The following is a 12,423-nucleotide window of genomic DNA, read 5'->3' as shown; positions in this document are numbered from 1 at the left end:
GTCCAACAGGAGCCACCGGAGCTGCAGGAGCCAATGGAGCCACAGGAGCCACAGGAGCAACAGGAGTAGCCGGAGCGGCCGGAGCCACAGGAGCAACAGGTCCAACAGGAGCAACAGGAGCAGCTGGAGCGGCCGGAGCCACAGGAGCCACAGGAGCCACAGGAGCAGCCGGAGTGGCCGGAGCAACCGGAGCAACGGGAGCGACAGGAGCAGCCGGAGCAGCCGGAGCCACAGGAGCCACGGGAGCCACAGGGGCCACCGGAGCTACGGGAGCCACAGGAGCAACCGGTGCAGCGGGTGTAGCCGGAAGCAGTGCAATTATTCCGTATTCGTCTGGATTACCAATTACAATGACAACAATTCTCGGCGGATTAGCTGGTATTCCGTCATTGATTGGTTTTGGAGACAGCGCGCCAAGTGTTGGTGTGTTGGGAACAACAATCGATTTAACAAATGCGGCCGGAACACTTACAAACTTTGCATTTTCAGTACCGCGTGATGGTGTGATCACTTCTATGTCCGCATTTTTCAGCAGTACTGTGGCATTGTCTTTAGTAGGTTCGACAATTACAATCCGGGCACAGCTTTATCAATCTACGACACCGAATAACATTTTCTCACCGATTGCAGGGGCAGTTGTTACGTTGGCTCCAGCTCTCAGCGGTCTCATTTCCATTGGTGATATCTCCAGTGGGTCGACGACAGGGCTTTCAATCCCGGTGACAATGAATACACGTCTCTTACTTGTATTTTCAACTACGGCTACGGGTCTTAATCTTGTAAACAGTGTTGTAGGTTATGCAAGTGCTGGTGTAGCTATATCATAAAGAAAAATAGAAGCAAAGGAATAAATGTCTCCTTGTATTAATGGGTGAAGAAAACACTGGCAGTTCATATTTTGTTGAACTGCCAGTGTTTTTTGTATAGGTTTGATGAAAAACAGGAGTATGCTGAAAATCATTTCTGCTGCTTGTACAGTTCCATTTTTCAGTATGACAGCATCCAATCAAAAGGGTATAGGTGGCGTTTTTTTTCAGGCACTTCATTTTATATTTAGAGTGACGTGCCGCAGATTAATAAATTATTCAGATAGATTTTCAGCAGATTGCAAATGACTTCAATGTGGTAATGTGCCTTTGTGACATAATACAAGCCTCCGCATATAATAGCCTAGGTGTATTAGATCCATCTGTGCGTCTGATTACAGGACGAAACAGCTGGCGCCTGGGAATGGAGTAAATTTAAAATATCGGTTTCGGCTGCATGGCACAATATACCTGGCAGCTCCATTCATGCAGCATATTGATTTGCAGTTTAATCAGGAAAGGAACATGCGTGATGCTTAGGGACAATGATAATGATAACCGCGGACACGGTGATGTGAGGAATTGTGAGAACACCTCTTGTAACAGATGCTGCTGCAAGCGCTGTTGTCCCGTCTGTCCTCCGGAACAGAGGTCCTGTAACTTAAGTGGTGTACAGGTACAGCTGTGCGGGGCGGCAAGAGCGCTTTTAGAGAACAACAGCAATGTCGTGTTTGATAAAATGGTAAACCAGTCAAATCCAAGAATCCAATATAATGATATGACGGGAGAGTTCACATTACCATCCAATGGAAGCTACTATGTTTCCTGGGAGGTGGCTATTGATGGGGCAGAAACTGTGCAGAGTATTGATTTTTGTGTGGTCGTTAACAGTGTCATGATCTCAGTCAGTTCGTCTTCACAGGTAACCTGTCAACTGTCAGGAACAGCTCTTATTACGACGGGAAAAACACCGGGAAGACTCTCACTTGTAAATATAAGCGGAGATACCGTGAGGTACACGGAAGCTTCGGTACAGGCTAATATTGTGATTGCAGGAATTACTTGCCAGGCTGGCAGTTACAAAAGCAATTGATTAAATCAGAAGTTTACGCAATAAAACATTGCGATTTATATAGAATTTAGGGATGGTGATATTATGGCTGATATAGGATTACAACTTCAAAATACTATTGCTGATTATATCGCTGAGGGCGGTGCGGTTCTTTTCAATGAGACGCTCGTCAACGATGATCCAAACGTAGTTTATAATCCTGCTGATGGAGCAATATCCTTTGTGCAGGAAGGCGAATATTATGTATCTTGGTTTGTGGTGACGAAAACGGGGCTTGGCACATCAGGGCCAAGCTTTTCTATTGTGACCAATGAAGCCACGCCTACGTATTATACGGCTGGAAGCGGTATAAAAACAGGAGAGATATCCGGTTTTGCACTTCTCAATGTAAGTGCCGGATTTAGTTTTACACTTCGAAATGTGACGAATGGTGGTGTTCGGCTTAATGATAACGTAGAAATTATGGCTGGAATCGCAGTAGTCAATATCGGTAAGGGGGGGCCAACTGGCCCGACCGGTGCAACCGGAGCGACTGGTGCCACTGGTGCAACCGGAGCGACTGGCTCGACTGGTGCTACGGGAGTGACTGGCGCAACGGGGGCGCAAGGAAATACAGGAGCAACGGGTTCGACAGGAGCGACAGGTCCACAGGGAGATATAGGCCCGACGGGAGCAACCGGTTCAACAGGACCACAGGGAAATACCGGTTCAACGGGAGTGACAGGAGCAACAGGCCCACAGGGAGATATAGGCCCGACGGGAGTAACTGGTTCGACAGGAGCAACAGGACCGCAGGGAGATATAGGACCGACGGGAGCAACTGGTTTAACGGGAGCAACAGGACCGCAGGGAGATATAGGCCCGACGGGAGCAACTGGTTCGACAGGAGCAACAGGCCCACAGGGAGATATAGGCCCGACGGGGGCAACTGGTTTAACAGGAGCAACAGGACCGCAGGGAAATACTGGTTCAACGGGAGCAACAGGCCCGCAGGGAGATATAGGCCCGACGGGAGCAACTGGTTCAACAGGAGCAACAGGCCTACAGGGAGATATAGGCCCGACGGGGGCAACTGGTTTAACAGGAGCAACAGGACCGCAGGGAAATACTGGTTCAACGGGAGCAACAGGCCCGCAGGGAGATATAGGCCCGACGGGAGCAACTGGTTCAACAGGAGCAACAGGCCTACAGGGAGATATAGGCCCGACGGGGGCAACTGGTTTAACAGGAGCAACAGGACCGCAGGGGAATACCGGATCAACGGGCCCGACGGGAGTAACAGGACCACAGGGAGATATAGGCCCAACGGGAGTAACTGGTTCAACAGGAGCAACCGGTCCACAGGGAAATACAGGAGTAACGGGCCCGACGGGAGTAACAGGACCACAAGGAGATATAGGCCCGACGGGAGCAACTGGTTCAACAGGAGCAACAGGTCCTCAAGGAGATATAGGCCCGACCGGCCCGACGGGAGCAACAGGCCCATCAGGAGTGGTTGGTGGTATTCAGCTTGAAGTTAAGAATAGTTCGGGAAACAATGTTGTGGATGGAGGAGTATTTACTTTTGATACAGTCTTTACAAATTTAACTCCGGATATCACAAATACAGCTGGGACTATAGAAATTACGGCAGAAGGTTTATATTTTGTTGATTGGTGGTTGAATTTAGACGGATCAGGAGATCTTGACTTTGTAGTAGTGAACTTAGTTAATGCTGCGACATCCGCTATAATTGGCGAAAGTTATGCACCGCCATCCATACCGGGACAATTTTATGGGAATGCGATTCTTCAAGTAACGGCTGGTCAATTACCATTTACAATGCAGCTGGTAAACCAATCAGGTGCGGCACTGACGTTATCAGATATAACTGTTCAGGCGAGTATGCGTATAGTAGAGGCCAAAGTGTAAGCCATATTTGAATATGGCTAGGAATAAAAGGTTTTAAAAGAGGTGTTATAATGGCTGGTTTAGGATTACAGTTACAAAATACGACGCCCCTTATTGTATCTGCAAATGCTGCAGTATTGTTTAACGAAATATTGGTTAATTCTGATACCAATGTAACGTATAATCCGGCAGATGGTATGATAACGTTTATAAATGCGGGGCAATACTATGTATCATGGTTTGTGACTGTCAAAACAGCACTTGGCGTATTCGGTCCAAGTTTTTCGGTTGTGACCAACGAAACGCCATCCAGTAGTTATACCGCTGGCAGTGGAATAAAAAATGGAGAGATATTTGGCTCGGCAGTTTTGACAGTTACAGCAGGTTTTAGTATTTCATTAAGAAATGAATTAGCTACGGAGGTCACTCTATCAGATGTGGTTCCGGTTAATGCTGGTATCAGTGTATTAAATGCTGGCTCAGCAGGTCCGACTGGTCCTACGGGAGCGACAGGAGCCACCGGTCCGCAGGGGGCGACAGGCTCAACAGGTCCACAAGGTGTAATTGGACCAACAGGATTGACAGGAGCTACGGGTCCACAAGGGAATTTAGGCCTAACGGGAGCGACAGGAGCAACAGGACCACAAGGAATCATAGGCCCAACAGGAGCGACAGGACCGCAAGGCGTCATAGGCCCCACCGGCCCGGCAGGAGCGCAAGGTATCACAGGTTCCACCGGCCCGACAGGAGCAACGGGAGCGCAAGGTGTCATAGGTCCCACCGGCCCGACGGGAGCGCAAGGTGTCATAGGTCCTACTGGCCCAACAGGAGCGACGGGCGCGCAAGGCATCACAGGCCCCGCTGGCCCGACAGGAGCGCAAGGCGTCATAGGCCCCGCTGGCCCAACAGGAGCGACGGGAGCGCAAGGCTTCATAGGCCCCGCTGGTCCAACAGGAGCCACAGGAGCGCAAGGCGTCACAGGCCCCACCGGTCCAACAGGAGCGCAAGGCATCACAGGCCCCACCGGCCCAACAGGAGCGACAGGAGCGCAAGGCATCACAGGCCCTACCGGCCCAACAGGTGCCACAGGTCCGACTGCCACCAGCGAAGGTTTTTCAGCATTTCTGTCAACAGCTAGTGTATCTGCCAGCAGTCAGCTAACTGGCTGGTCGGTGGCCGCCCCATATTTCAACAGTGGAAATTTTAATCCGGCGACTGGAAATTATACTGTGCCGGCCACAGGCAGATATATTATAGAAGCGACAATTAATTATGCAACGACAGCTGTAATCACAATCGCACTGGGGGCGGGAATTAACCCTGCATTTGTTGTACAGAGAAGTTCACCGACAGTGACCAGTTTAATTACAGGTTTATTTCCAATCTTAAATGTTAATATTGCGCTGATACTGTCATTAAGAACGATATTGGGCAGCGGAACTGTAACATTGGCTGGCGAGGTACAGCTAAATGCTGGTGATATCATCGGACTTTACTATGTAGCAAACGGACTTACGATCGGGCTGAATTTAGGTGGTTCCGGCAGTGGTATTGTATGGTCCGTAAATCAGATTAATAAGCAGCAATAAACAAAGGAAAAGCAAATGGTCTGGATTAAAACAGACAACATAAGTCAGGCGGATTCTTAAGAATCCGCCTGTTAAGAATACCTTAAACGTTGTTCACGATACCTTTCATTCGTATCTGGATCCACGCCTCACCCCATTTGCTGATTCTCCCTTATTAGCCTTCCAGTTCATACCTTAATTTGCTTTTCGGAAATCGTCATAATTTCTCAAAAAACTGTCTCCACCCCACCCTCAAATCTGCCTCACCCCTGAAAAAAACTGCCACCAATCCCCCCAAAAAATCCCCTCCTCCCCCATATCCTGGTCGCCCAATCAATTTGTATCCGGGTCCTACCCCCTCTATGCCGCCCCATGTCCCCACCAGCCAAAGGACAGGCAAGATGCCCAAATCCCGATATGTCACCTTTTTCCATTTTTTAAATATACTGTAGTATACCATCAGGGTATTAATAAAAGAAATAATATGGAGGTTCCATTATGAGTGATATGAACTATAATAACTGTGAGTGTGATCAGAGAGAATCCTGCGATTGCGACTGCAAATGTTACTGTGAATGTGAAAGATGCAGAGCTCTCGCTCCGAACAGAACAACATTAAAATGTGGCTGTCCTGGTGCGGTGACTCTTCCTCTGGCAACGATTGCAGGAACAAACTTTACAGTTGCGACTGTAACTGTGGATACAAAAGGATTCCGTAAACCGTGCATTAAATTTGAATTTGCCAGCAACATTGTTACCACGGCGGCAGTTCTTTCCCTGAATTTCCAGATTTTCAAACAGTGTAAAAATCAGCTGGTTCCGATTCCGGTTGGTCCTGTCTGGACGTTCTCCCGTCTCGTTGCGGTTACTGCAAGTGATTCATTCTCATTTTTCGTGTGTGACTGCGATATCTGCGATACGGAATGCTGCACTTACAGTGTAGTTGCAACGGTTGCAGGTGTTGCGACGGTTGGTGTTACTTCTATTAACAATGCGACTCTTGGAGCGATTGTTGTCGATAACGCTACCGGTTGCTAATTAGCTTAAAGGAGTAGCAATGTATTACAGGTTATTTGGACATGGTTGTCAAACAGGTTCTGGAACATGTAACTGCATTCCCCCGAAATTCAATCAGCCAAGATATAATGTGGGGCAATACCCTTTCCCCCAAATGAAACAGCGCCCACATTCTTCAGAAGATGTATGCCGCAAAGAAAATATGTTCATTAAAAACGCTGATTTTGGGGGAGTTGTCCTGCCTGAAGGAACAGATAAGAGAGCCACATTTCATGTGGCTTCTCTTAGTTTGGATACCTCTGGTTATAAAAATATACTGATCCATTTGGCTTTTTCCTGTAATATCATTGCTGAGAAACTAAAACTGCGGCTGAGATTTCAAATTTTGAGGCAGGAAAGCGGTCAGGGGGTAACTGTTCCAGTCAGTGCAGGGATCTTATACGATCGGGATAAAGTATGTTCGGAGGCGAATAGTTTTACGCTGTCTGTGTATGACCACAATGCAGCGGCAGAGAAATGCTGTATCTATAGCGTCTTAGTGGATATTGAAGAATTTGATATGGGGGGAAGCGCAATAATAGCAAATCCTACATTAATCGCAACAGTTGTAGGAGAATTGTGATTTCGTTTTTGGAAGGATACATTATGTCAGGAAAAAACCAGGAAACTAAGTATAAGATTTCTAACATACAGATAAAAGATGGTCTCATAAGCTGGGAAAATCATACGGTGCGGTCATCAGGGATTTCCCAGGTATGGCTGGGGGAGCTGACGGTGAAACCGTTTCCGGCGGAACTGTTTCTTATCCTTTTATTTATAGCATTAGCGGGTACGCATGTTGTGTGCATGCTGATCGCCCTGGCTGCATCTGCCGCTGTGTGGCTGCTGTATCATCGGACCGGCGGCGCAGAGAAAATGGTTCATATGAAGCTTCTGGACGGAGATGTAATTTCTTTTTCAGCTCATGATGAAGATTCCATAGCCGAATTTTACGAGGCAGTTAAAAGCTTGACAGAGAACGGCACTGCCTTAGAGATTCTGTTTGATGAAAATGAAAAGGCAGTAAAAAGCTCAGAGGAAGACGCCGCTAAGGATACGACGCAAGCTAAAGTAAAAACCGTCAACAGAAGCGCGGCAAGCGGGCCGTTGACCCAGGAACTGCAGGTTTTATATGAGAACTATACGAAGAAGGAAGATACGGACAATGAGATTTTAGCGTTTCTCGAGGAGCTGATCGGCTTGACTGAATCCGGTGAGCGGAGCAGTCTGACAGCGGCTTATAAGAAATTTGTTACATTGGGGCTGATCAGTGACTGTAATGAGCTTGGCCTCGATAAGATCATTCAGGAAATAAAAGCCAGCATCTATCAATAGCAAAAGGAAGTATGAACACAGCCGGAATGAACCGAAAGGTTCGCTCCGGCTGTGTTTTGCATATGATAACCGTAAGAGCCTACGCGTATTTTGTGGACAAAAAATCAGAAAGGATGAGATAAAATGGCGACGGTGAGCCTGTGTATGATTGTACGGAATGAGGAGGATGTTCTGGGGCGGTGCCTGGAGAGTGTGAAAGATATCGTGGATGAAATCATCATTGTGGACACGGGTTCCACGGACAGGACAAAGGAAATTGCGGGCCGGTTTACGAACGCGGTATACGACTTTCCGTGGATTGACGATTTCTCGGCAGCGCGCAATTTTTCCTTTTCAAAAGCAACTATGGATTATCAGATGTGGCTGGATGCGGATGACGTGATCGAAGATGAGGACAGGAAGAAATTTCAGCAGATGAAAGAGGAGCTGGATGGGAGCACGGATGTCGTCATGATGCCGTATCAGGTGGCCTTCGACCAGAAGGGGAACCCCACCATGACGTATTACCGGGAGCGCCTTCTGAAGCGAAGCAGGGGATTTCTCTGGCAGGGAGCGGTACACGAGGTAATCACACCGGCCGGGACCATCCTTTATGGCAGGGCGGCCGTCTGCCACAGAAAGCTGCACCCCTCGGATCCCGACCGCAATTTGAAGATCTATGAGACCATGAAAGAACATGGAGGGATCACGGATCCCAGACATCAGTTTTACTACGCCAGGGAGCTGTTCTATCATGGGCGTTATGAAGCGGCTGCAGCCATGTTTCTGACATTTCTGGAAGAGGGGAGAGGATGGATTGAAAATAATATCAGTGCCTGTCTGGATCTCTCCCATTGCTACGCCAGAATGGGAAAACGGGAGGAAGCCCTTCAGGCATTGTTCCGAAGCTTTCGTTACGACCTGCCCCGCCCGGAACTCTGCTGTGAGGCGGGAAAATGGTTTATGGAACAGGGGGGAAGCGACAAGGGTAATCTGAAACAGGCCGTTTACTGGTATCTGCGGGCGAAGGATCAGAAGACCAATGAGGAAAGCGGCGCCTTCGTGAATCCGGACTGCAGTGATTTCATACCGGATATTCAGCTCTGCGTCTGCTATGACAGGCTGGGAGAAAGGGAAAAAGCGTTGGAGTACCATGAGAAGTCCAAAAAGAAAAAGCCGGATCACCCGGCCGTTTTGTTTAATGAAGCTTACTTTGCAGGAAAGGGAATGTAAAATACCGCTCCCTTTCGGATTTTTGCATGAAGGACACAGGGACGCTGAAGAGTCATACTCCGGCGCCCTGTACCATCAGCTGTTTTTCAATATTACCAGTTCCACCGAGTCGGCCACGTGTTCACACATGTCGCAGCATTTTTCAAACCGGTCATAGATTGTGGTCCAGGACAGGATTTCCACGGCATCCGGACGCTCCGTGTGAAGGCGGTGCATGGCTTCCGTGTAAAGGCGGTCTCCGATTTCTTCCAGATGGTTGATCTCAATGATCTTTTCCCTTATGGTTTTCGATTTCCGGAAATGAGGGAACTCATCCATCAAATCCTGAAGCGCAGCACAGCACTGTGCCACGATACGGGAAAATTCCAGGGCATCCGGCCTTAACTCATGAATGTTAAACATGTAGAGGCGCAGCAGCACATCCTCGATGCTGTCTGTCACATCGTCAATCGCGCTGGTGAGTCCCAGAATGTCTTCGCGCTCCAGGGGAGTGATGAATTCCCGGATCAGCTTTTCCATCGCCTGGTGTTTGGTCAAATCGGCCTGGTGCTCCAGCTCGTGCATGGTATCAATCTGCTGATTTAACACGGAGGCATCAAAGTGCTCCAAATCGTTCTGCAGCTGCGCCGCCGCTTCAACCGCATACCGGACGCCTTCCTGAAGCAGTTCAAAATATAAATGATCTCGTTTTCCTGTCATGATTCTGACTCCTTTTCTATTTGCTGTTTATAGTTTGATCGTTATTTATCTCCCGATATCTTCCCTTTTTCCTAAAAGATCCAGAGAAACAGTTTCGCCATGAAAAAGCCGATGATACCGCAGCCGGGAAATGTTAAGACCCAGGTAAGGACCATCTCCTTCACGACGCCCCAGTCCACACAGGAGATCCGCTTTGCGGCCCCCACGCCCATGATGGCGGTGGTCTTCGTGTGCGTGGTGGAGACTGGAATCCCTGCAATGGAGGATAAGAAGAGGCAAAAGGCCCCGGCTAAGTCGGCGGCAAACCCCTGATATTTCTCCAGCTTCACCATGTCCATGCCTACCGCCTTGATGATGCGGTAACCACCGATGGAGGTGCCGAGCGCCATGACGATACTGCACAGTACCATCAGCCAGACCGGAATGGAGAAATGGCCTTCACCCACATTTCCCTGGGCAAGGAAGATTCCAAGCATGAAGACACCCATGAATTTCTGGCCGTCCTGAGCGCCGTGCATGAAGGCCATGGCGGCTCCGCCGGCAATCTGGGCGCCGCCGAAGAAGTGGTTTGTCTTTCTGCGGTCGCGGTCCCGGAAGAGCAGTTCCACCAGCCGGACAGAGATCCAGCCGGAGACGAAGCCGAGAACGGTGGAGAGCAGGAGGCCATAGAGAACCTTGACCCACTCGGACGCATTGATTCCGTCTACGCCGTTATGCAGGGCGATCGCGGCTCCCGACAGTCCGGCGATCAGGGCGTGGCTTTCGCTGGTCGGGATTCCGAACCACCACGCGGCCACGGCCCATGCGACGATGGCGGTCAGTCCGGCACAGAGCGCAATCAGCGCCTGGTGGCTGTCGCCTCCGAAATCGACCATATTGTAAATGGTGGAGGCCACACTCTGATTGAGCATGGTCATGAGAAAAACTCCCAGAAAATTGAAAACGGCCGCCATCAGAATCGCATACTTCGCGGTGATGGCCCGGGTAGAGACGCAAGTAGCGATGGCGTTAGGGGCGTCGGTCCAGCCGTTGACCAGAATAACGCCCAGCGTCAGAACCGTGGTAACGGCAAACGCCGGGCTGGACGAGAGTCCTGTTAAAAAATCAGATATGGGGATTGTCATACCATTCATGTCTTACCTCACTTTACGTGGATTTTAATGTTTCTTTACTTCGATTATAACGGACTGACGTGAAAAATCTATAGAAAATGAAAAGCTTAACGCCGATTTTACAAAGGATAAAAAAGCGTTAAGACGAGGCGGCGAAAGGGAAGAGGGAGTATTAACAAACTGCTAAAATTGGAGAAATCAGGATGCAGGACCGGATAAATTGTGCTATAGTAAGAATTTGTGACATTTTAATTGATACAGAAAAGAAAGAGATGTGTGGAACATGAAAACTGGAATATTGAAAACGGGTGCGGCCGAACGCCGTGAACTGATCCTGAACGGCAGCATCGTAAGAACCTTGATGATGCTGTCGTTTCCGACCCTGATGATGAGCGTGGTGCAGTCCCTGATGCCGCTGTCCGACGGTCTCTTCATCAATAATGTAGCGGGTACGCTGGTGGCCAGCGCCGTTACCTACAGCGAGCCGATCATAAACATGATGACCGCGCTGGCCCAGGGCTTAAGCGTGGCCGCCATGGCCATCATCGGGCAGACCTTCGGCCAGGGGAATTTTAAGCGGGTGAAGCATATCAGCACTCAGACCGTGGTTTTCGCATTCTGCCTCGGCCTGTGCATCGCGCCGCTTCTGGTTCTCATCGCGTTTCCAATATCGGGCCATGTGGATCAGGAAATCTCTCATAATGTCTGGCTTTATATCGCCTTATATGCCATGGTTCTTCCGTTTTCCTTTCTGGAAAGCATTTATAACGCTATTATGAATGCGACCGGGCGGCCGGAAGCGACATTTATCCGGATGGTTTTAATGCTGGTATTAAAAATAATTTTCAATGTAGTCTTTATCGTGTGGCTCCGCCTGGGGATTGTGGGCTGTGTCATGGCTTCGCTCTGCGCCAATATGCTCATCTGTATCTGGATGTTCTATGAGCTGTTTATCCAGAAGGGAGAGAACCAGCTGACCCTGAAGGGCTTTCGGTTTGACGGAGTCCTGATCCATCAGCTGATCCGCGTCGGCATTCCGGCCATGGTGACCAGCCTGATGCTGAATTTTGGCTTCTTCCTCATCAACAATGAGACCCAGAAATACGGACCCGTCGTCTTAAACGGTCAGGGAATTGCCAACAACATCACGTCAGTATGCTTTAACCTGCCCAGCTCCTTCGGCGCTGCCATCACAACCATGGTGAGTATGAACGTGGGCGCGGGATAGGGGGCGCGGGCGAAGAAATGTACAGTGACCGGATGCGTGGCAAGTATGATCACGGCTGTCCTTATTATTTCCATTATAGTACCGGCCTCGTCCCATTTGACGACCCTGTTTACGCGCCAGCAGGATGTGCTGGAGATCGCAAATCACGCGTTACATATTTACACGTATTCCGTCGTTGGTTTCGGAATCTGCATGGTAGTCCAGGGAGCGTTTATCGGCCTCGGAAAGACAAAGGTTCCGATGGTGGTGGGGCTGCTGCGAATATGGCTGCTCCGTTACCTGTTTATACTGGCAACGGAAAGCTTCCTTGCCTATTATTCCGTATTCTGGGGGAATTTATTCTCCAACTATATGGCGGCGGCAATCTCCATCGTCCTGCTGCTTCGTGTAAAATGGAAATCCGCATTGCAGGAAAATGAATAAAAGCCAGTAGCCGCCGGGCATT

Annotated in this window: 10 protein-coding genes and 1 pseudogene; 9 read left to right on the top strand and 2 right to left on the bottom strand. The window is 49.2% G+C overall.

The genetic code is table 11. The features are described 5' to 3' along the window. The 8 genes from ACLTD4_RS22095 to ACLTD4_RS22060 form a co-directional block, all read left to right on the top strand. On the top strand, positions 1 to 827 hold an 827-nt coding region (locus tag ACLTD4_RS22095), incomplete at its 5' end, for an exosporium glycoprotein BclB-related protein (RefSeq protein WP_412331566.1). Between the two features lie 511 nt (positions 828 to 1,338). Continuing rightward, positions 1,339 to 1,899, top strand: a complete 561-nt coding sequence (locus ACLTD4_RS22090) for a C1q-like domain-containing protein (RefSeq protein ID WP_117624533.1) — start codon at positions 1,339 to 1,341, stop codon at positions 1,897 to 1,899. A 63-nt stretch (positions 1,900 to 1,962) separates the two neighbouring features. Then, positions 1,963 to 3,789, top strand: coding sequence for a collagen-like protein (locus ACLTD4_RS22085; RefSeq protein WP_412331565.1), 1,827 nt, complete (start codon positions 1,963 to 1,965; stop codon positions 3,787 to 3,789). Positions 3,790 to 3,839: 50 nt separating this feature from the next. Next, positions 3,840 to 5,357 carry a hypothetical protein gene (locus ACLTD4_RS22080; RefSeq protein WP_412331564.1) on the top strand — a complete coding sequence of 506 codons (1,518 nt, stop codon included), beginning with the start codon at positions 3,840 to 3,842 and terminating at the stop codon, positions 5,355 to 5,357. A 477-nt stretch (positions 5,358 to 5,834) separates the two neighbouring features. Further along, positions 5,835 to 6,374: a DUF4489 domain-containing protein gene (locus tag ACLTD4_RS22075; RefSeq protein WP_002600644.1), complete on the top strand. Its 540-nt coding sequence runs from the start codon at positions 5,835 to 5,837 to the stop codon at positions 6,372 to 6,374. A 19-nt stretch (positions 6,375 to 6,393) separates the two neighbouring features. Then, on the top strand, positions 6,394 to 6,975 hold the full coding sequence (locus ACLTD4_RS22070) for a DUF4489 domain-containing protein (RefSeq protein ID WP_081034299.1): 582 nt from the start codon (positions 6,394 to 6,396) through the stop codon (positions 6,973 to 6,975). 23 nt (positions 6,976 to 6,998) lie between these two features. Next, entirely contained in the window at positions 6,999 to 7,727 is a 729-nt protein-coding gene (locus ACLTD4_RS22065) for a hypothetical protein (RefSeq protein WP_147335927.1), read from the top strand. Between the two features lie 123 nt (positions 7,728 to 7,850). Next, positions 7,851 to 8,939, top strand: coding sequence for a glycosyltransferase (locus tag ACLTD4_RS22060; RefSeq protein ID WP_117624282.1), 1,089 nt, complete (start codon positions 7,851 to 7,853; stop codon positions 8,937 to 8,939). Positions 8,940 to 9,014: 75 nt separating this feature from the next. On the opposite strand, the gene ACLTD4_RS22055 is transcribed toward ACLTD4_RS22060, so the two are convergent. Next, the gene (locus tag ACLTD4_RS22055; RefSeq protein ID WP_002600640.1) at positions 9,015 to 9,638 is read right to left on the bottom strand and encodes a DUF47 domain-containing protein; all 624 of its coding nucleotides are present in this window, start codon (positions 9,636 to 9,638) and stop codon (positions 9,015 to 9,017) included. A 71-nt stretch (positions 9,639 to 9,709) separates the two neighbouring features. Continuing rightward, entirely contained in the window at positions 9,710 to 10,762 is a 1,053-nt protein-coding gene (locus ACLTD4_RS22050; protein ID WP_055657498.1) for an inorganic phosphate transporter, read from the bottom strand. A gap of 271 nt (positions 10,763 to 11,033) precedes the next feature. On the opposite strand from ACLTD4_RS22050, the pseudogene ACLTD4_RS22045 reads away from it, so the two are divergent. After that, positions 11,034 to 12,401: pseudogene (locus ACLTD4_RS22045) on the top strand (MATE family efflux transporter). The last annotated feature ends 22 nt before the right edge of the window (positions 12,402 to 12,423 follow it).

This window comes from Hungatella sp. (assembly GCF_046966825.1).
Note: the sequence above shows the minus strand (reverse complement) of the source record. Positions and strands in the feature narration are given on the sequence as shown.